We start from the raw sequence: 20,610 nt of genomic DNA on the forward strand, positions 1-20,610 counted from the left end.
AATGCAGTTCCGAATATTACAACTCAAGTGTTTATTCTGAACGACCACAGAGCGTGCGCTCTTGGTCGTTTTTCCGTGAAAGGTGTGACATGCAGCGATTCAAAAAAGTATCGATCATTATCCTGGCTGTAGTGAGCCTGTTCGCGGGCAGCGGTTTTTCATCCTCCGCCGACGATCTGTTCGCCCGCGCCGTAAGCCGGTTCCGTCAAAAGGACTATGCCGAAGGTCTTACCTTGGCCGGGAAAACTGCCGATACGCCGCAGCGTACCTTTTTCATGGGGGTGAGCGCCATGCGGATCGGGCATTTCGAGGAAGCCGTGCCGCTCCTGAAAGAAGCGGAACAGAAACTGCCGCTGGTCGCCGACTACGCCGCGCTCTACCAGGTCGAGGCGCTGCTGAAGCTCAAACGGTACACCGAAGCTGCCTCCAAGGCGGCTGCGTTCGCCAAGGCCTACCCCTCCTCGCTGCTGATACGGCGTGCCGAAAAATTCGGCGTGGATGCCCAGGTGGCAGCCGGTGATTACAAGGGAGCCCTCAGGATGTGCGACCTGTTCATCGAGAAATATCCTTCCGGCAGCGATTCCGTGGATGTGCTCTATCAATCCGCCCGTTGCCGGGAAGAGACCGATGACAAAGTGGGTGCCGCGCAGATTTACCGCAGCATCTGGCTGAACAATCCGCTGGCAGCGCAGGCGAAAAAGTCCCGGGAACGTTTGGGAGAACTGGAAAAGGGGGAAACGAAGGTCGCCGGGTACACTGCCGACGAACTGCTGCGCCGGGCCTCGGCCCTGTTCACCCAGAACGAGTTTTCTCAGTCGCTGCAGGTGCTCCAGTCCATTCCTTCAGAGGGGCAGCCGGCCGCAGTTGTCGGGCGCATTGCCGTACGTTCCGGCATGGCTTACTATCGTCTGCGCAACTACAAAGAGGCTGAAAAGAGCCTGGCCGCTGCAATCGGCATTGCCGACCTGCAGCCTGCCATACGGTCCGAGGCACGCCTCTGGCACGCCAGGGCAATCGAGCGCCAGGACCAGTCCGAACGGGCATTTGCGCTCTATATGGAGCTGGTTGGTGAAGGGAAAAAACAGGAGTTTGCGGCCGATGCTCTGATGGAGGCAGCCGGCCTGCGGCGGGGACAGGGGCGCTATACCGAGGCTGCCCCGTTGTTCGAGCAGGTCACCAAAAACTTCCCCGAATCGAGATTCGTCGGCAAGGCAGCCTGGGATGCAGCCTGGTGCCGCTACCTGGCGGGTGAGTACCCGCTGGCGGTCGAGGCCTTGAAAGCATTGCTCAATGACGGGGGACTGCGGGAAAAGGCGCTCTACTGGCTGGCCAGATCACTGGAAAATACCGGCAGTGCCGATGCAGCCGTATATTACCGCATGCTGCTGGACGAATACCCGGCGGGGTTCTACGCCGTGTGGCACCGCGAACAGAAGGGAATCAAGGATGAGCGGGAGCAGCTCGCACAGCGGGTGTTCCCGGCGGTCGCGGTACCGGCCTGCTTTGACAAGCCGCGCCTGCTGGCTTCCCTAGGTATGCAGGAAGAGGCGCGCAACGAGATGGGAGCTGCCCGTAAAAAGGCGGGTGAGAAGAAGGTGCCATTCTCCGACCTGGCCCGCCTCTATCTGGAGATCGGCGACTACGGATCGGCCATTGCCACCTTTCTGCAAAACCGGCCGGTGAAATGGGAGAAGTCCACCCTGCAGGTATGGTCAGCCGGTTATCCGCTGGCTTACAGCGATCTTGTGGCGCAACATACGTCGACCAATTCCCTGTCCGAAGCACTGATCTATGCCCTGATCCGGGCTGAAAGCGCTTTTTCCCCGACGGTCAAATCGCATGCCGGGGCGATCGGCCTGATGCAGCTCATGCCGGCCACCGCCAGGGCGACCGCCCGGGACAAAGGGACATTCGACCCGGCCTGCCTGACAATACCGGAGCAGAACATCAAGTTGGGCACCAAGCATTTCCGGGAGCTGTTGAAGGCTCACGACGGGAACGTCGTGTATTCGGTGGCTGCCTACAATGCCGGTACAGCGGCGGTGGAACGCTGGAAGAAGAATTTGAAGGGACTCAGGCAGGATGAATTCATCGAGAGCATTCCCTATCAGGAAACCCGCGATTACGTCAAGAAGGTCTACGCCTCGGCCGCCACCTATCGTCAGCTGTACGGCTTGCGATAGGCAGGTATTCAGTCGCAGAGACGCGGAAACACCGAGCTGACCAGACAAAGCCGGTGTGTGTCGATGCTCCGCGATGCCTCCCTGTGGGGGATCGCCGGGAGATCGATGCACATCGGCTTTTCTTATCTGAACGAGTTGGTCAGGCCGGCCAGATTGAAATTGAACGTGACGGACTGGTTGCCGGGGCGGTCATGGTAGGCGAGACTGACGGTCCAGCACTGGTGGCGGTACTCCACAGAATACACCGCCTCAAGGAATTGGCTACGGTCGAATGAGTAGCGGGCGGTGTAGCCGAGGGTCCAGGGCTTGAACAGTTTTGTGGCCACATGTCCCTCCAGGTATTCGACGACATTGCGGGACATGCGATAGCCGGCGCCCACGGTAGTGCCTTGCCGGTCGTCGAATTCCAGGCCCGGCGCGGCATAGGAGATCTGCTTGTCATAGACGTTGAAACGGGAATCGAACGTCAGCCTGGCCTGCGGGTGCAGCCAGGTGTCGGTTTCCAGGATAACGTCAGTCCAGGGGCGGCCCGCATCCACCAGGGTCAGCAGGTCACGCCGGGACCCGTCGATACTGTAACCCTGCATCAGGCGTATCCGCGAGATTTCGCGGTAGTCGTTGATGTCCCCCCTTTGAAACTTGCCCCCCAGTTGGCTGGTCAATCCGTAATAGAGTATGTTCTGCGGTACCAGGCGGTCGCCATAATCATAGAACGGCAGGCGGGATTGATCCTGATCCGTTACGTAGCGGTAGGATATCTCGGGGGTCAGCTCGTGACGTACTTTTTTGAGGTGATCCCAGTCAAGATCGTAGACCCGGCTGACGGAAGTGGACAGCGACAGGCCCAGGTCCGGCAGCAGGCTGCCATCCGTCCGGTGGATAGTGCTGCCGGAGGGGATGTTGTCGGTGGAGTAGGCCCTGAGATGTGCACCGAAGAAGAGCGATGCATTCAAATAGCCGGGGATGCCCCCCAGCAGGGTCAAGCGTGGGAAAGCATGCAGACGTTGACCCGTGGTATCGGTCTCCCGGTAGAGGTTTTCAGCGCTGGCATCCAGGTCAAAGTACAGCGGCAGGTCGAACAGCCGCTGACGGACCGCAGCCAGGCCGATGGCCGGAAGGGTCTGCAGCGTGTTGCTGTTGTCCGGCGCGTAGTAGTCTTCGGTGTAACGCAGATGAGCGGTAAGGGCGTAATGCTGCCAGGTCTTGAGCGCATTGACGACCGTGTCGCTGGACTGCCGGTTGTAATCGCCGCTTTTTTCCCCGAAGTCGTGCAGAAAATTGCGGTCGCTGGTCTGGTTGACGTTCATGCGCAGGTTCAGGTCCGGTGAAAATATCTCCCGGTGATTCTGAATCACCTGTCCGCGCCAATGCTCATCCAGCATGTCATATATCAAATAGCCTGCGAAGTTGCCTTCGCTGCCCTGTTTCCTCAAGTAGCGATAGTCCACCCCGGTGCCTATGCCCCGCTTGGTCTGGATGTCGAGATCGAATACCGCATCCTGGCTGGGAGATATTACCCAGTACAGCGGGATATCGAGCTGTGCGCCGCGGCTTTTGGAGTAGCCGAAACGGGGGAACAGCAGCCCCGATGTGCGCTCGCGCACGACCGGAAAGGCGACCCAGGGGAGATAAAGAACCGGTATGTCCTTGACATAGAAGACCACATTCTTGCCGATGGCATACCCGAGCAGGTTGACCTTCAACTCGCCGGCGCCGAACTTCCAGCTGGGGTGGGGCATTTCGCACGTGGTCAACTCGCTGTCGGTGGCCACCAGGGTAGTCTCGTCCAGTCTGACTATCTTTTTGCCGGTAAAGGTGGCATTGACCTGCTTGACGTTGACGGTGGCCAGTTCCAGTTCTCCGCGGCCGCTTGCCACGTCCAGGGATATGGATTCTCCCCGCAGGACATCGTCCCCTTTGGTGGCAACGATGTTGCCGGTGGCGGTCAAAATGCGCGTAGTGCGGTCATAGGTGGCCCGATCAGCGGTCAGGTTCATCCCCTCCCATACCAGGACCACGTTGCCGCTTGCGATGACCGTGTCGGTACTCTGTTCCTGACTGATGCTGTCGGCCTTGATGACAATGTCGTCCGCGCCCAGAGCGGGAACCGCGCACAGGAGCAGAGCCAGGCAGACCAGCGGGATCAGGCGTTTCAGTTGCATAGGCAGTAGGTTCCTATCCGCGTATTCCTTTGAAATTTCTGCCTGTCAGCCAGGCCTTGGCCTCGCCCACCGTGAACAGCGAACCGCATACCAGAATCAGATCATCGGGACCGGCCTCGCTTTGCGCCGTTGTGATGCCGTTCGCAACGCTGCCGCAGGGTAGAGTCGGGATTCCCGCAGCGCCCAGGATGCGGGACAGGCTGAGATCGTCCAGGGCCCGTTCAACAGCCGGAGTGACGCAATAGCAGGTCGTGACGAGCGGGGCGAGCGGGGCGATTATCTGCCCGACCTCCTTGTCCGCCATGACTCCGATCACCAGCAGCAGGCGCCGGTAATTGTAATCGGAAAGAGCTGCGGCCAGTGCCGCGGCCCCGGCCGGATTATGCGCCCCGTCCAGGAGCAGGGGGGGGCGCCCTGGAACCATTTCCATACGTCCCGGCCAGTATGCAGTGGCAAGACCCGACTGCATCGCCCGCTCCGCTGCCGGGAACCCCAGACCGGCCAGCGCTTCGGCGGCGGCCAGCGCCAGGGCGGCGTTATCCGCTTGGTAGCGCCCCGGTATGCCCGGCTTCAGGCCTTTCAGGGAGCATTGGACACCCTGGTAGTCGAGCGTTCCTTCCCGGTTCCATTCCGCCCTGAAGGCGTCTCCTGCGAAGAGGGTCCTGACGGAATTCTCTCTGCCGTAGCATTCAAATACCGCTCGTACTGCCGGCGCTTGGCAGGCGATGACGGCCGTGCTTTCCGGTTCGATGATGCCCGATTTTTCGAAGGCGATCTGTTCCAGGGTGGTGCCCAGATACTCACAGTGATCGAGCGCGATCGGGGTGACAAGGGTCATGATGCCGGGCAGTGCTGCGGTAGCGTCGCTGCGTCCCCCCATGCCCGCCTCCATGACGGCCGCTTCCACCTTCTCCTCCGCAAAGGAAAGGGCAGCCAGGGCAGTGACGATCTCGAAGAAGGTGGCATCTTCCGGGGCGTTTGACAAAACCCGGCCAAGCCGGGCCGCAAGCGTTTCCGATTCGATCTGGCCGCCATTCACGCGAAACCTTTCGCTGAAATCGACCAGGTGGGGCGAGCTGAACTGCGCGGTTCGAATCCCGCCGGAGCTTAAAATGGACGAGAGAAAAGCAGAGGTCGAACCTTTACCGTTTGTACCGACAACATGGATGCTGCGAAAGGAGCGCTCGGGGTTGCCCAGGCGGTCGAGCAGCAGACGTACTCGCTCGACGCCGGGGCGGATACCGAAACGCCGGCGGGCATAAAGCTTCTCCAGCATGCCTGCCAGGGGCATGTCAGGCAGCGGGGGAGGTGAGCATCTTCAGAATCGACGCAAGTTTTGGACGCATCTCGGTCCGGGGGATGATTACATCCACCATGCCGTGGTCGAGCAGATATTCGGCCCGCTGAAATCCTTCGGGCAGTTTCTGGCGAATGGTCTGTTCAATGACGCGCGGACCGGCAAATCCGATCAGCGCCTTCGGTTCGGCAACATTGAGGTCGCCCAGCATGGCGAAACTGGCGGTGACGCCGCCGGTGGTGGGGTCGGTCAGGATCGATATGAAGGGCAGCCCGGCCTTTTTCAGTTTAGCCAGGGCAGCAGAGGTCTTGGCCATCTGCATCAGCGAGAGGATGCTCTCCTGCATGCGCGCTCCGCCTGAAGCGGAGATGATAATGACGGACTGGCGTTTCTGCAGGGCGCGCTCGATGGAACGGGTGATCTTCTCCCCCACGACGCTTCCCATGCTGCCACCCATGAAGGAAAAATCGAAGATTGACACCTGAACACCGATGCCATCGATGGTACCCTCCACGCAGATGATGGCGTCTCTGGCGCCCCCTTTGGCCAGAGCGGCATTAATCCGCTCCTGGTAGCTTTTGGCATCTTTGAACTCCAGAAAATCGGTGGAGGTCATGCCAGCATCAAATTCCTGCCAGGCAGCTCCATCCAGCAGGAGTTCCAGGCGGCGGCGGGCCGCTATGCGGTAATGGTGCCCGCACTTGGGACAGACGTTCTGGTTCTGTTCGATATCCTTGCCGAGTACCGTTGCCGAACAGCCGGCACACTTGATCCACATTCCCTCCGGGACTTTGCTCTTCTTGCCGCCGGTACTCTCTATGCCTGCCTTTTCCCTGGTAAACCAGCTCATGGTAAACCTCTCGATTGTTTAATTTGACAAAAAATGTTTACTGAAAATGAAGGAGCTTGGTAGCAGATATACACTGCCGTGTCAAGTTCGATCCCTTGTGTGAATCGGTCGGAATGCGCCTCAACCTGCCGGGGTGATGGCCTGTTTCAGGGAGCTGACGAAACGTTGCAGCTCACCTTTGAGCTCTTCGCCAGCATAGTTCTGGAAGAGCCGCACAATGGCACTTCCCACCACCACGCCATCGGCTAGCAGCGATACCTCGGCGGCCTGTTGCGGCGTGGCAATGCCGAAGCCGGCCACGACCGGTATCCCGATTTTTTCCCTGACCGCGATGAGTTCAGCGGACAGGCTGGTGGAAACCTGCTGCCGTGCGCCGGTGACGCCGGTGACCGTCACATAATACACGAAGCCGCGTCCCAGCCTGGCTACCGTTTCGAGCCTGGCCCGGTCCGAGGTGGGGGTAAGCAGAAAGATGACCTTGAGGCCGCTGCTTTCAGCATGCCGAAGAAACTGCCCTGCTTCCTCCGGCGGCATATCGACCAGCAGAACCCCGTCTACGCCTGCATCGGCGGCATCGCGGCAAAAGCGCTCGTAACCGTAAGCATGGATCGGATTGAGATAGCCCATCAGGATGATCGGAATCTGCGAGGTGATCCGTACCTCCCGCACCGTGGCGAGAATACCGTCCAGGGTTGTGCCGGCGGCCAGGGCGCGTTCCGAGGAGAGTTGTATGGTGGGGCCGTCGGCCATCGGATCGGAAAAGGGCATGCCCAGCTCGATGATGTCGGCTCCCGCCTCTTCCAGCAGGTGGATCATTTCCCGGGTAGTGGGGAGGTCCGGGTCCCCCGCGGTGATAAAGGTGACCAGTGCTTTGCCCCGATCTTTTCCGAGGGCGTCGAAACGACTCTTGATTCTGTCCATGGTGGTGGTTTTCCGTGGTTGATGAAATGCCGGATGTCAGATCTTGAAGCGGGACATCTCTTTCTCGAGGAGCGAGATCTGTTTCGAAAGACCGGTGACCGATCCCTCAAGCACCCTGACCATCTCGGTATTGGAGGCTGTAGATTTCCGGATGTTCTGGACGGCGGCTGTGATGGTGTCGCTGTTCATGGCCTGAATATGGCAGCCGTTGCGTACCTGTTCCACCATCAGGTTGGAATTTTCGATGGCATGGGCTATCAGGCTGCTGGTGCGGCTCTGTTCGCGGGTCGAAATCCTGACGTGGACCGTGAGATCCTTCATCCGCTCCACCGCCTTGGCGATCTGCTCGCTGGTCAGGGCATGCTCGTTGGCTGAACTGGCGATATGTTCGACCATTTCGGCGACACTTTCCATGGCCTCCTTGATACTTTGGCTGCCGTAAGCCTGTTCAACGGTGGCGCGTGCGATCTCCGCGACCTGGATGCTGGCTTTCTGCACGCCGCTGACGATTTTTTCCAGGGCGGCGCCGGAGCGCTCGGAAAGCTTTTCCCCCTCGGAAATGCTTTCTTCAGCCATATTGATGGCGTTGACGGCCCGGTTGGTTTCTTCCTGCACCCCGCGGATAACAGTGGCAATTTCCCGGGTGGAGCTGCTGGTGCGCTCGGCCAGTTCCCTGATCTCGTCCGCCACCACCGCAAAGCCTTTGCCGTGTTCACCCGCCTGGGCCGCGATAATGGCGGCATTCAGGGCCAGCAGGTTGGTCTGTTCCGCCACCTCGTCGATCACCGAGAGGATGGTGCCGATATCGTTGGCGCGCAGGGACAGGTTTTCGATCACCTCGGCCGTGATTCGGGATGATTCCCTGATGGCCTGCATGCCGGCCATGGCTTCTTCAACCGCGCGCTTCCCGGTTTCGGCGTCCTTGCGTACCCCCTCTGAAATGGCGGAGGTGTCGAGGGCATTTTTCTCGACCTGTCTGATGGTGGCATCCATTTCCGAAATGGACGAGGAGGTGGTATTGGAGGCATCCTGCAGATTGATGATACTGGAGCCGATCTGCTTGATGGAGGTCGCCATCTCCATGATCGACGAGGTGACTTCATCGACCGCCTCGCTGAGCTTGTCGGCGCTCAGGGCCACCTCTTCGATGCTGGCTGCCATTTCAAGGCTGGATGACGATGTTTCGGTGGCAGAAGATGCCAGCTTTTCGATGCCGTCCGCCACATCCATGGCGGTCGCCTTGATGCCGTCTACGGCCTCGGAAGTTTCTCTTACGGCCGTCTCCTGCAGACTGGCGGAAACGACCACGTGCCGGGAAGCCTTTTCGATGTTGTTGTCTATGGCCGAAAGCACATCGGCGGCGGAGCTGATCCGAGAAACCATGCTGTGCAGGTTCTCCACCATGATGTTCATTGCGCCGGCCAGATCCGCCGCTTCTCCGCCGCCACGCACCTTCAGGCGCTCATCCAGTTTACCCCCGGCCACGGATCGCGCGAATGCGACACAGGCGCCCAGGGGGCGGGTGATCGAGATGGTGATCAGGTACGAGAACAGTGCCACCAGACAGAAGACCGCCAGCGTCACGACACCGGACATGATCATCTTGATCCTGATACTGGCGGCAACCCGCTCTTCGGCGGCACTGACATCCTGGCGCGTGATGTCGACCATCTGGGCGATCGCCTTGCTGAAGGTGCTGAAACGTCGGGCCTGGATGGCAGCCATGAGATCCCCGGCCCGTTTCACGTCACCCCGGGCGGCGGCAGGCAACACCTCGGCCTGCAGGGTTTTCTGATACTCCTTCCAGATGACCTCGGCCTTGTTGATTGCGTCTTTTTTTTTGGCGGATTCGATTGATTCGAGCACAATGCCGAAATTGAGCTCGATGTCGTTGATCAGGTTTTCAATGGTGGCGATGTTCTTGCGGGCTGCCGAGGCGTCCGCCTCGATCATCAGGTTCTGCACCTCGCTGTTGATCTGGAACAGGTCGGACTTGAGCAGGGCGATGCTTTCGAGCGCGTCCTTGTTTTTTTGAATCGATCGGTAGGCGGGACCCCCGACCCTGACTTCATGCATCAGAAACAGACTGATCAGGGTCACGAACAGGATGCCGGCGAAGGCCGTTGCGGAAAGCAGCGCCATCTTGGTCCGCAGGGTCAGGCCGTTACTGATGCTCGGAGTCGAGGGACTCTTCACAGAGCTGCTCCTTATGCCGATTCGGGAACCTTCGGTCCGGGGTACATCGGCGGAATCGGATTAAAAATCTGTAGAAAATACGGCAAACTATAGCAGAGCGTCAGCTTTGATATCAAGCAAAAACACCCCGAACGGGGCAGGTGGGAGTGCGTGGGGAGTCGGTCTCGGTGCAGGGGAGGGCTGGCATGTCAGCGGCCGGACCGCTCGGGCGGTCAGAGGCAGGCGGCCCCCACACTGCTGGGGGCACTCCTGTCCGTCCCGGAAAAGACGCAGGGTCCGAGGCTGCCTGTCTTTCTGCTGCGGGCCGCGGGCAGCATCCCGCGGGAGGCGGGGGTCAGCGGATCAATGTTTCCGCTTCGCTCATAGCCAGGCGCGCATTCTGGCGCGCCAGCTCAGCCTGCATTTCCCGGCGCACCTTGCGTATCTTGCGCATGTAAAAATCCGCTTCCCGCCCTTGGCCGCAGTAAAATCTCTTGGCGCGCTCAAGATTGCCCTGGGCCATCTCCAGCTTGCTGAACAGTTCCCTCACGGCGGCTTCGGCACATTTTTCGTCGCTCTTCATGTCAAGGGGGCTATAGCCGTGACTCCTGGCCCGATGGGGCATAAGCTGCCATACGCCCAGGGCCCCTTTGGGGGAGACTGCTCGGGCCGAAAGATTGTGTCCGCCGGATTCCGCCAGGGCGATTTCTGCAAGATCGAAAGGAAGGAAAGGGGTGCCGAGGGTTTTGATAAAACAGAGTGCAGCTAATTGACGGGCCCGATCAGGGGTGGTGATGCGTTCGAATGTCGCTTCTATAACCGGCACTTGACGTTTCCGCTCGCTGATCGAGGTCCCTTTCTCGAGGATCCCTTTGATCTCCCGGTCAAGCTGAGAATCGTTCGAAGGCGTGGATGCTGTCGCCAGTTCGGCTTTCTTGGCAGGTGCGTCTTCGCAGCCCGCCAGAAGCAGCAGACATAAAATTGTAAATAGGGTTCTTTTCATAGGTGTATGGGATCCGTTGTCGGCTTTGCCGGACCGGCGCACGCGCCAGGGAATGAAACTACTCGATTCCGGCCGGATTCTCCTTTCTCAGGATGCCTCCCCAAAAATGCCAAAGTCCCGGGGGTCCGAGACTTTGGATGGGGGGCTAAAGTTGGTAAGTATATATATCAGCTTTCGGTTTTTGTCAAGTTTGCCGAAAATAATACCTGCAAAATCAGCTATTTAAATATTATATGAGGGCTTGTTTAGTAAGCTTCGCTGTTGCCGAGCACCTCCTCGTCCGTGATCCTCTCCCGGAAGATCCGGTACACCCACACTTTGTAGGCGATGACGATGGGCACAAAGATCAGGGCAACCACGGTCATGATTTTCAGGGTATAGGCACTGGATGACGAGTTGTAGATGGTCAGGCTGGAGGCGGGATCGAGACTGGAAGGTATCAGGTTCGGAAAAAGGCCGGCAATACCGGTGAAACAGACGAATACGATGGTCAGGCAGGAGCAGGCAAATGCCCGGTGCAGCTTGCCTCTGGCCGCACTGACCTTTATCTGCAGCAGTGCGGCAACCGCTACGAGCGGGATGAGCAGCAGCACCGGGGCCTTGAGATAGTTAGCGTAGAGCGTGGTGGCGGGATAGGTGTATCCCAGGAATACCACCGCCACCACCAGCAGTGGCAGCCACAGCCGGGAGGCCATGGCGCCGGCACGTTCAGACAGCGGCCCGGTGGTCTTGATGGCCGCATACAGCGAGCCGTGCACGGCAAACAGGAGCACGAACAGCAGGCCGGTCAGCAGGCCGTACGGGTTGAGCAGGCTCAGGAGGTTGCCGAAGTATTCGAAGTTTCCAGCGGCAAAGTCGTTGCGCATCGGCAGACCCTTGAAGATGTTGCCGAAGGCCACGCCGAACAGGAGTGCCGGCAGGAAGCTCGAGACGACCACCGCGGTATCCCAGCCCTTTTTCCAGGCCGGGCTGTCGATCTTGCCGCGGAACTCGAAGGCAACCCCCCGCACGATCAGGGCGAAGAGCAGCAGCAGGAGCGCCGTGTAGAGATTGCTGAACATCAGCGCATAGGTGGTGGGGAAGGCGGCAAAGGTGGCGCCGCCGGCCGTGACCAGCCAGACTTCATTGCCGTCCCAGACCGGCCCCACCGTATTGATCAATACCCGCTTTTCCGTGTCGCTCTTGGCCAGAAACGCCGACATGAACCCGGTTCCCAGAACGAAACCGTCCAGCATGAAGTAGACCCCCCACAAGACACCCCACAGCACGAACCACGTGATCTGCAGTTCCATTGGTCAGTTCCTCCCTTTGGCAGGTATGATACCGGACAGGTCATGCTCCGGGCCCTTGCGGGCGTACTTGTTCAACAGGTAGATATCCATGACGCCCAGGGAGCCATAGAGCAGGGTGAACCCGGCCAGCGATACCGCTACCTGTGCGGTGGTGACATGCTTCGAAACCGCATCGGCGGTCTTCAGGACCCCGTAGACGATCCACGGTTGGCGCCCCAGTTCGGCCACTATCCAGCCCAACTGGTTGGCGAGGTAGGGCAGGGGGATCGAAAAGACAAGGATCGTCAGGAACAGGCGCTGTTTTTCGAGATGTTGCCGACGCGAGAGGAACACGGCCAGCAGGCTGGCCAGGATGAAGTAGGTGCCCAGGCCGACCATGGTCCGGAAGCTCAGGAATACCGGAAGCACCGGCGGGCGCAGCTCTTTGGGGATGTCCTTGAGCCCGGTGATGACGGCATCCGGATTGTGGAAGGCCAGCATGCTGACCATGTTGGGAACGCACAGGCGTTCAACGGCGTTACATTCCCGTTTTTCATCCGGGAGCAGGAACAGGTTCATGCCGACCCCTTTCTGGGTCTCCCAGATCGATTCCATGGCCGCGAATTTGGCAGGCTGGGTAACCGCCGTGTTGACCGCATGGGCATCGCCCATCAGGGCTACCAGAACGGCGGAAACAAGGCCGAACAGCGCTGCCTGCCGGAAGGAACGCTTGAAAAAGTCGAGTTCATTGTTCCGGAGCAGATGCCAGGCCGAGACCCCCATCACGAAAAAAGCGGCCACCGTATAGCCGGAGACGATCTGGTGTCCGAATTTTATCAGGCCGGTCGGATTGGTGATCAGGGCCATGAAATCGACCATCTCGGCCCGATTGTTTCGCAGGACGAATCCGACCGGATGCTGCATCCAGCCATTGGCCAGAAGGATCCAGAGGCCGGAGAGGTTGGTGGCGATTGCCACGAGCCAGATCGAGAGCGCATGCACCTTGGGCGAAACCTTTTTCCAGCCGAAGATCCACAGGCCGATGAAGACCGATTCAAGGAAGAAGGCTACCGTGGACTCGATGGCCAGCGGTGCGCCGAAGATGTCCCCCACGTATCGCGAGTACTCGGCCCAGTTCATGCCGAACTGGAATTCCATCGTGATGCCGGTCACGATTCCCAGGGCGAAGTTTATCAGGAACAGCTTGCCCCAGAACTTGGCCATGCGCAGCCACAACTCGTCGCCGCTGATGACGTAGCGCGTCTCCATCCAGGCGATCATGACGGAAATCCCCAGGGTCAGCGGTACGAAAATGAAGTGAAACATGCTGGTGACCGCGAACTGCAGCCGGCTGAGCATCAATGCATCCATACTCCCTCCTTGCTTCGATTGGTGTGGATCTTGAATTCGTGGCAATGGCACGGCTCTGCCTGAAAGGACGGCCGGTTCTGCCGGTCATTCCTTCGCCGGTACCGCGGATTCAGATTTTAGTCAAATAGGATCTTTATTGTCTTCTTTGGTGGCAAAAATTTTTACGCTGCTCCGTTGACTGCCCGGATCGACTACTTGGCAGCCAGATCCTGCAGCGTCACTCCGGCGAGGATATCGCGCACCTGATCCTGCACCTTCATCCAGACCGGGTGCACCTGACAGGTGAAATTACGATTGCAATCGGCTTTGCCGGTTACGCAACGGTTCGGGATAATCGGTCCTTCGACCGCTTCGACCACTTCGAGCAGCGATATTTTTTCGGGAGGCCGGCCAAGCATAAAACCGCCGCCTGTTCCGCGATAGGATCTGACCAGTCCGATCTTGCTGAACTGTTGGAATATTTTGGCGAGAAACGTCTGGGGGACATCTACTGCAACGGCTATTTCACTCAGAAGGCAGACCTGGTCGGAAGGGCGGGAGGCCAGGTACACAATGCCACGAATTGCATATTCACCCTTGCGGGTAAGTTCCATCATGTAAAAACCCCTAAGAGGACTATTTATGTCTTTTTAGGGGTTTTCTATTCATCTGTCAACAAAAATTACGAAAAGGTAACGGATTGTATTCAATTGTCTACATGCACAGCCGGGAAAAATACTGTCGCAGCGTCTTACAGACGCTTTGAACGGTGCGAAATTGAGAGAATCAGCGGCCGAGCATGATGCCCAGGTCTTCGGCCGTCCTGGCGATCTCGCCGTCGGGATCCACCAGATTCAAGTCCCTGGTCGCCTCTTCGATGGGAATCGTGCCGATGGTCCTGCCGCGCAGGCAGGCCATGCGGCCGAATTCGCCCGCAGCGACCATTGCCACCGCCTTTGTGCCAAAGCGGCTTCCCAGGGCGCGGTCAAAGGTCGTGGGCGAACCTCCCCGCTGAAGATGGCCGAGCACCGTCACCCGCACGTCCATGTCCAGACATCCTTCGAACTGTTTGGCAACGTACTGTCCAATGCCTCCCAGGCGCTCGATGGCGTGGCGTTCATCGGCTTCGTGGGCCACCACCCGGCTGCCGCCGGCAGGGTAGGCGCCTTCGGCGGCCACGATGATACTGAAACGGCTGCCCCGTTCCGAGCGCTGCCTGATGGCCGCGCATACCCGCTGAATGTCGAAGGGAATCTCGGGAATCAGGATCACATCGGCACCGCCGGCGATGCCGGACTCCAAGGCTATCCAGCCGGCATAGCGCCCCATCACCTCCAGGATCATCACGCGATGATGGCTTTCGGCGGTGGTGTGCAGCTTGTCCAGCGCATCAGTGGCGGTTTCCAGGGCGGTATTGTAGCCAAAGGTGAAGTCGGTCCCCAACAGGTCGTTGTCGATGGTTTTAGGTACACCTACCACCGGCACCCCCCGTTTCGACAGCTCCAGAGCGATCTTGAGGGAACCCTCGCCCCCTACGGCGACCAGTGCATCCAGGCCGAGCGTGCGGAAGTTTTCCAGCACCCGATCGGAATAATCCACCGTTTTTCCCTCCCGGATCAGGTGGTAGAACAGCGGATTTCCGCGATTGGTGGTGCCGAGGATCGTGCCGCCGCGGGGCAGGATGCCGCGCACGCTCTCCAGTGTCAGCGGCCTGCACCGGTTGAGTTCCAGCAGGCCGTCGAAGCCGTCCTCGATGCCGATCACCTGCCAGCCATGGCGAATGATGGCGCTCTTGACCACGCCCCGGATGACGGCGTTCAACCCGGGGCAGTCGCCGCCGCCGGTAAGGATTCCGATCGTTTTGATGGGACGACCTCCTGGTTTTATGATGCAGGGGCTTCCTGCGCCGCCGGTTTTTTCTTGCCGAAAATGAGCGCGGTCCAGATGCTGATTTCGTACATCAGGTACAGTGGCACCATGATCACGAACATGGTAATCAGATCGGCATGGAAGGCGGCGATGATCGAGCTGGCCAGCAGGGCATACTTGCGTTTGGGGGCCAGCAGGGCGTAGCTGACGATGCCGAATCTCGAGAGGAGCAGTGTCAGTACCGGCAGCTCGAAGATCAGGCCGAAGACCAGGATCAGCCGCAGGCAGAAGTTGATGTAGGCACTGATGTTGAACCAGCTCTGCAGCCCTTCGGCTTCGTAGGAGAGGGAAAAATTAATGATCACCGGCCATATGACGATCAGGAAGAACATGGCTCCGACACAGAAGGTGACCGTGGCGGCCGTGACGAACGGCACCACCATGCGCCGTTCCTTGCGGGTCAGCCCCGGCGCGATGAACAGCCACAACTGATGAAAGACGACCGGCAGAACCAGAATGAAGCCAGCCAGCATGGATATCTTGCACTGGATGAAGAACGGCTCCAACGGGGCGCTGTAGTTGAGGGGACGTCTCTTCTCCGGGGCGTTGATGTCCTGTTCGAGCTTGTACCTGGAATAGAGGGAAGGGGACCAGACCTTGACCTGGGTGTAGATTTTCTTCTTGATGTCGGTCAGGTAGGTTTTGCCGGTGAGCGGTTTCTCGACGAAATTGAGGATGTCGCCGGAGAAGTTCCACGCGACGCCCATGCCGATTACGACGGCGATGACGATGACTACCAGCCGCTTGCGCAGCTCTACCAGGTGTTCGATGAAGGGGAGCACTTTTTCTTCGGTCATGCCTATTCCTATCACAGCGTCGATTGGTTGTGCAACCGCTTTCCGTGCCGGATCAGCTCCGTTTCCTGCCGCCACTCCGTGCCGGTCGCGTACTGCTTTTCCTGGAGGGGGTGCCCGTTCCACGGTCCGGAGATTTTTTCCCGGATCCGCCGGGGCGCTTGCCCCTGATCGGAATCCGTGGATACTCATCAACAGTGCTCTGCACTTCGGCTCCGGCCAGCTGGTGGCGCGTTTCATGGGCGGCCAGTACGAATTCGATCCGGCGGGTAGCCGGGCTGACGGCATCCACCTTGACCCGGGCCGCATCGCCGATGCGATATACCTGCTTGCGGCTGCGGCCGACCAGGGCGTGCTGTTTTTCCTGATAGGTGTACAGATCGTCTCCCAGGCTGGAAACATGCACCAGCCCTTCCACGAAGAGCTCCTCCAACTCCACGAAGAAGCCGAACCCGGTCACACCGGTGATGTAGCCTGCGAATTCTTCGCCCAGGTGCTGCTGCATGAACTGGACCTTGCGCAGATCGATGATATCACGTTCGGCCTCCATGGCAACCCGCTCGCGCCGGCTGGTGTGCTCTGCAATGGCAGGCAGGTTTTCCGTGGCGATCGAGAGTTCCCGTTCGGCCCGGTTGCTGCGCTTGTCCGGGGAGGTGGCCAGCGCTGCTTTCAGGATCCGGTGCACGACAAGGTCGGGATACCGGCGGATCGGGGAGGTGAAATGACAGTAGCAACGGGAGGCGAGACCGAAATGCTGCAGGTTTTCGGCAGCGTAACGGGCCTGCTTCATGCAGCGCAGAAGGGCGAAGTTGAGCATGCGCTCTTCCGGGCGGCCTTCGGCCTGCTTCAGCAGCCGCTGCAGCTCCGCCGGATCGACCCGCTCCCCCTTCAGTTGAAACTCGTAGCCAAAGCCGAAGATGAACTCCTGGAAATCGATCAGCTTGGCAGTGTCCGGGTTTTCGTGCACGCGGAAGAGAAAGGGAAGGCCGCGGCTGGTGATAAACGCGGCCACCGCCTCGTTGGCGGCCAGCATGAACTCTTCGATCAACTGATGGGCAAGGTTCCGCTCGGCCCGGATGATGCTCTCCGTCAGGCCGGTCAGGCCGATGACGATCTCCGGCTCAGGCAGATCGAAGTCGATGCTGCCGCGCGTGCGGCGCATGGCCTGCAGGCACAGGGCCAGTTCCTTCATCTCCAGCAGCATCGGCGTCACCGGCCGGTGTTTGTCTGCCACCTCCTTGTCCAGGTCGACGATGATCCGTTTGACGGTCATGTAGGTCAGGCGTTCGCTGCTTTTGATGATGCTGGGATAGAAGCTGGACTCCAACATCTGCCCGCTCCTGTCGAAAAGCATCTCTGCCGTCACCGTCAGGCGGTCCACTCGTGGGTTCAGGGAACAGATGCCGTTGGAGAGCCGTTCCGGCAGCATGGGGATGCATCGGTCGGGAAAGTACACCGATGTGCCGCGCTGGTAGGCATCGCGGTCCAGGGCGCTGCCCGGTTTGACGTAATGGGAGACGTCGGCGATGGAGACCCACAGGCGGTAGTTGTCCCCTTCCCGGCGGAGCGAGACCGCGTCGTCGAAGTCGCGGGCGGTTTCGCCGTCGATGGTCACCGTCGGCATGCCGCGCAGGTCCACGCGCCCCTTCAATTCCGCTTTGGATACGGTGTCCGAGACAGCCTCCGCCTCGGCCAAGGCATCCGTGCCAAAGACATGGGGCAGATCGAAGCGGCGGATGGCAGACTGCACCTCCACCTCGGGATCGTCCGGCCAGCCGAGCACCTCGACGATGCGTCCCTCTGCCGGCCGCCCCCCAATGGGGTAGGCGGTCAATTCCGCCACCACCTGATGCCCATCCTCTGCTCTGCCGCGCCCCTTGGGCGGAATTGCGACCACCAGGTTGAGACGCTGCTCCTCGGGTATGACGACCCCACCCCGGCGGGTCTCTTCGTACCGCCCCACGATGCGGGTGCTGGCGCGCTCCGTCACTGCCAGGATGCGCCCCTCCCGCCGGTCTCCTCCCATGCGGCTCTGTTCCACCCGTACTTCCACGGTGTCGCCATGCATGGCCCCCTTCACATACCGTTGGGGAATGAAGATGTCTTCACCTCCCCCTTCAGGGGCTACGAAGCCATAGCCGTCACGATGGCTTGACAGTTTTCCGCGGACGGTCGGCGCCGGGGCGTGGGAGGCCAGGGCATAGCTGTTGCCGGGCAGCCGGACCAGTTCTCCGTCGCCGGCCATGTCCTCCAGCATGCGCTTTAGTTCGTGTCTGACATGGCGGCCGCCGAATTCGCGCAGCAGTCCGGCAAAATGGAGCGGTGTTCCGTGTGTCTTGAGAAGCCTGATGATATTCTTCTTGGCCAGTTGCATCGTGGTATCCCGTCACAGTGGTGTTTGGTCGGTGCAGCGGTAATGATAAGTCTTTGGTTTGAATTTTGCGAATTATTTTCAAGGGGGCCGGGCAGGGTGAAACATCTGCCGAGAGGACGGGCGGGGTGATCAAACGGATGGATGGGGGAATGGCAGGGATCTGCCTTTCATGACAGGATTGAAGCGTCCTTCAGTCCCCGGATAATCTCGACCTGACGTTGAAACAGGTATTGTGAGATGATCTGTTCGTCTTTCTTATCCGGAATGAACGACATTCTCAATACCGGGCCATGCTCGCTTTCGTGGATGCCCACATGGCAGGCCGAAAGCCGTATCGCATCGACGGTATTCCTGACAAGATTCGGCAGCATGAACTGGAGCGTGGCTTCGCAGCCGGCTTCGAGAGGCGGCAGGCGGTCCATCCGGATCGCCACTCCCCCCATGGAGATGTTCAGCAGCTTTCCTTTGAACTCCTCGTTCTGGAATGTGACGATTGTCTCCGGGTGGGGGTCCAGGGAAAGACGGACGGTGTTGCGCCTTTCAGCCATGATTTCGGCGAAAAAGAATCTGTCGACGGACACCGCCTGTTTGCGCAGGTTGATGTACCTGACGTGGGCTCCCACGTCGTGTTTGAAGGCGCTGCAGCGAATGAAGGTGAAACGGTCATGGGAGATGGCGACTGCCTGCTGTTGATGGAGGTCCATGTCGAGGGTCGCATGGCTTATGGATACCAGGGTGGCTGGAAAGGCTAGCGGCAGGCCCTGGTAGAAATTGACCAGCTTTACGTTCGTCTTGCCCTGCTTGATGAGATCCTGCAGGGTTTCGACGATTTTGGCGTGGTCTTCGTCATAGGACTTTTCGATCGCTGTATGGTAGAGACTGGAAATATCCATGCGTTTCCTTGTTTACAGGAGATAAGCAGTTCAGCCACCGGGGGATCGGATGGCTCGTTGTAGCACAAACGTTGTTCCCGTCAAAGAAAAATGAGCATACGTTTCGCCTTCTCATTAATATTTCGATCGAAGGGTGCAATCGGCATTCGGGCTCCAAGGTCCGACCGTAGCGTGCAGGCAAAAAGCCGCCGGCCTATGTCCCCGCTTTGCCATCTTGCGCAGCAGCCCGCGATAGGTGGTGGCGTGGCCATTGCCCCAGGAAGAGGTTATCGATAATCCCAGAACCACCAGCTTCATGCTCCCGCCCTCGGGGATGGGTTCGGTGACGCTGACCGCTCAGGCGCAGAATATGGTTTCGAATTGCCGGGCACGGTGGGCGTAGGTATGTTCGGCCCTGACCCGCGCCAGAGCCCTTTTGCCCACCAGGGCCGCCCGTTCAGGCGTCAACCGCTCCAGTATTTCCGCCACCTCGCCCCCTGAACCGGCTACCATGATTTCGCTGTCGGGCTCGAAGAAGTGCTCGATGCCCTCCCAGCGGTCGGTGATGATACAGGCCCCGGCACCAGCCGCTTCGAAGACGCGCGTGGCCGGCGAAAAGCCGTTGTGCGCCATGCTGCTGCGGCTGATGTTGAGGATCGCCCGGGGACTGCAGTTGAAGGCGTTGTGGTCCCGCGTGCCGAGGTGCCCCAGATAGGAGATGTTTTCCCCGCGCCACTTGTCCGCCCAGCCGCTGCCTGCCAGCAGAAATTTCCGGCCGGGCAGGTGTCCGGCCACCGACAGGAAGAAGTCCTCCACGCGGCGCTCGCGGTCCGGAAGACGGTTGCCCAGAAACGAGAGATCGGCGCTGAAGCGCGGATCGGGGGGGACCGGAAAGTGGGTGTCAGGATCGAGCCCGTTGTAAATCGGAACGCAGTCCCTGGCGCCGAAAGACCGGTAGGCGCTGACCACGGGCGCACCGCCGCCGTAGGTCAGGATCATGTCGTAGCGCGGGATCAGGCGTCGGAAGGGATCTTCCCTGTTCGCCGTGATCCGCTCCAGGGTGGCCGGCGCATCCACATCCCAGAAAACCACCCGGGTCGTTCCCCCTTTCAGCAGCACGACCTCCTGTTCGAGCAGTTCGTCAAATACACCGACCCCGCTGGCCTTGATGATCAGGTCCGACCCATGGGCCTGCTCGAGGCAGCGGAACAGCGCCTCTTCCGTGGCGGGGTAGACCACCACCCGGGCCCACTCCGGATCGTCCATGTCGCGGTGCGACTGCCGTTCATAGGCGTCTGGTTCGTAAAACGTTACCCGGTGCCCCTGGCGGTGCAAGGCGCGCACCAGTCCGCGATAATAGGTGGCGGCGCCGTTCCAGTATGAAGAGACAAGGCTTGATCCGAAAAAGCTGATGGAAAGTGCCCCCATG

The 20,610-nt window shown here is 59.6% G+C and carries 15 protein-coding genes; 1 reads left to right on the forward strand and 14 read right to left on the reverse strand.

Features of this window, described 5'->3' with window-relative positions; genetic code table 11:
- Positions 1-89 precede the first annotated feature (89 nt).
- Positions 90-2,183, forward strand: a complete 2,094-nt coding sequence (locus tag GSVR_RS06440) for a transglycosylase SLT domain-containing protein (RefSeq protein ID WP_173196880.1) — start codon at positions 90-92, stop codon at positions 2,181-2,183.
- A 122-nt stretch (positions 2,184-2,305) separates the two neighbouring features.
- Here the strand turns inward: GSVR_RS06440 and GSVR_RS06445 are convergent, their stop codons facing one another.
- The 14 genes from GSVR_RS06445 to GSVR_RS06510 form a co-directional block, all read right to left on the reverse strand.
- Positions 2,306-4,345, reverse strand: coding sequence for an LPS-assembly protein LptD (locus GSVR_RS06445; protein ID WP_173196881.1), 2,040 nt, complete (start codon positions 4,343-4,345; stop codon positions 2,306-2,308).
- Between the two features lie 13 nt (positions 4,346-4,358).
- Positions 4,359-5,636, reverse strand: coding sequence for a folylpolyglutamate synthase/dihydrofolate synthase family protein (locus GSVR_RS06450; RefSeq protein WP_173196882.1), 1,278 nt, complete (start codon positions 5,634-5,636; stop codon positions 4,359-4,361).
- A gap of 1 nt (position 5,637) precedes the next feature.
- A complete protein-coding gene (accD, locus tag GSVR_RS06455; RefSeq protein ID WP_173196884.1) occupies positions 5,638-6,492 on the reverse strand; it encodes an acetyl-CoA carboxylase, carboxyltransferase subunit beta in 855 nt (284 codons plus the stop codon).
- 120 nt (positions 6,493-6,612) lie between these two features.
- Complete coding sequence (gene trpA, locus GSVR_RS06460) at positions 6,613-7,413, reverse strand: tryptophan synthase subunit alpha (RefSeq protein WP_173196886.1); 801 nt, start codon at positions 7,411-7,413, stop codon at positions 6,613-6,615.
- A gap of 36 nt (positions 7,414-7,449) precedes the next feature.
- Positions 7,450-9,609 carry a methyl-accepting chemotaxis protein gene (locus tag GSVR_RS06465; RefSeq protein WP_239077475.1) on the reverse strand — a complete coding sequence of 720 codons (2,160 nt, stop codon included), beginning with the start codon at positions 9,607-9,609 and terminating at the stop codon, positions 7,450-7,452.
- Between the two features lie 334 nt (positions 9,610-9,943).
- Positions 9,944-10,591 (reverse strand): transglycosylase SLT domain-containing protein, encoded by a 648-nt coding sequence (locus tag GSVR_RS06470; RefSeq protein ID WP_173196888.1) that lies wholly within the window; start codon positions 10,589-10,591, stop codon positions 9,944-9,946.
- 245 nt (positions 10,592-10,836) lie between these two features.
- The gene (gene cydB / locus GSVR_RS06475; RefSeq protein WP_173196890.1) at positions 10,837-11,883 is read right to left on the reverse strand and encodes a cytochrome d ubiquinol oxidase subunit II; all 1,047 of its coding nucleotides are present in this window, start codon (positions 11,881-11,883) and stop codon (positions 10,837-10,839) included.
- Between the two features lie 3 nt (positions 11,884-11,886).
- Positions 11,887-13,233 (reverse strand): cytochrome ubiquinol oxidase subunit I, encoded by a 1,347-nt coding sequence (locus tag GSVR_RS06480; RefSeq protein WP_173196892.1) that lies wholly within the window; start codon positions 13,231-13,233, stop codon positions 11,887-11,889.
- Positions 13,234-13,424: 191 nt separating this feature from the next.
- Positions 13,425-13,829, reverse strand: a complete 405-nt coding sequence (locus GSVR_RS06485; RefSeq protein ID WP_173196894.1) for an Rrf2 family transcriptional regulator — start codon at positions 13,827-13,829, stop codon at positions 13,425-13,427.
- A gap of 169 nt (positions 13,830-13,998) precedes the next feature.
- A complete protein-coding gene (locus GSVR_RS06490) occupies positions 13,999-15,033 on the reverse strand; it encodes an ATP-dependent 6-phosphofructokinase (RefSeq protein ID WP_239077476.1) in 1,035 nt (344 codons plus the stop codon).
- Between the two features lie 62 nt (positions 15,034-15,095).
- Positions 15,096-15,938, reverse strand: coding sequence for a twin-arginine translocase subunit TatC (gene tatC, locus GSVR_RS06495; protein ID WP_173196896.1), 843 nt, complete (start codon positions 15,936-15,938; stop codon positions 15,096-15,098).
- A 52-nt stretch (positions 15,939-15,990) separates the two neighbouring features.
- The gene (rnr, locus tag GSVR_RS06500) at positions 15,991-18,309 is read right to left on the reverse strand and encodes a ribonuclease R (RefSeq protein ID WP_173196898.1); all 2,319 of its coding nucleotides are present in this window, start codon (positions 18,307-18,309) and stop codon (positions 15,991-15,993) included.
- Between the two features lie 167 nt (positions 18,310-18,476).
- A complete protein-coding gene (locus tag GSVR_RS06505; RefSeq protein WP_173196900.1) occupies positions 18,477-19,202 on the reverse strand; it encodes a PilZ domain-containing protein in 726 nt (241 codons plus the stop codon).
- Between the two features lie 336 nt (positions 19,203-19,538).
- Positions 19,539-20,609 carry a glycosyltransferase gene (locus GSVR_RS06510; RefSeq protein WP_173196902.1) on the reverse strand — a complete coding sequence of 357 codons (1,071 nt, stop codon included), beginning with the start codon at positions 20,607-20,609 and terminating at the stop codon, positions 19,539-19,541.
- Position 20,610 lies beyond the last annotated feature (1 nt).

This window comes from Geobacter sp. SVR (genome assembly GCF_016865365.1).
Lineage (GTDB): Bacteria > Desulfobacterota > Desulfuromonadia > Geobacterales > Pseudopelobacteraceae > Pelotalea.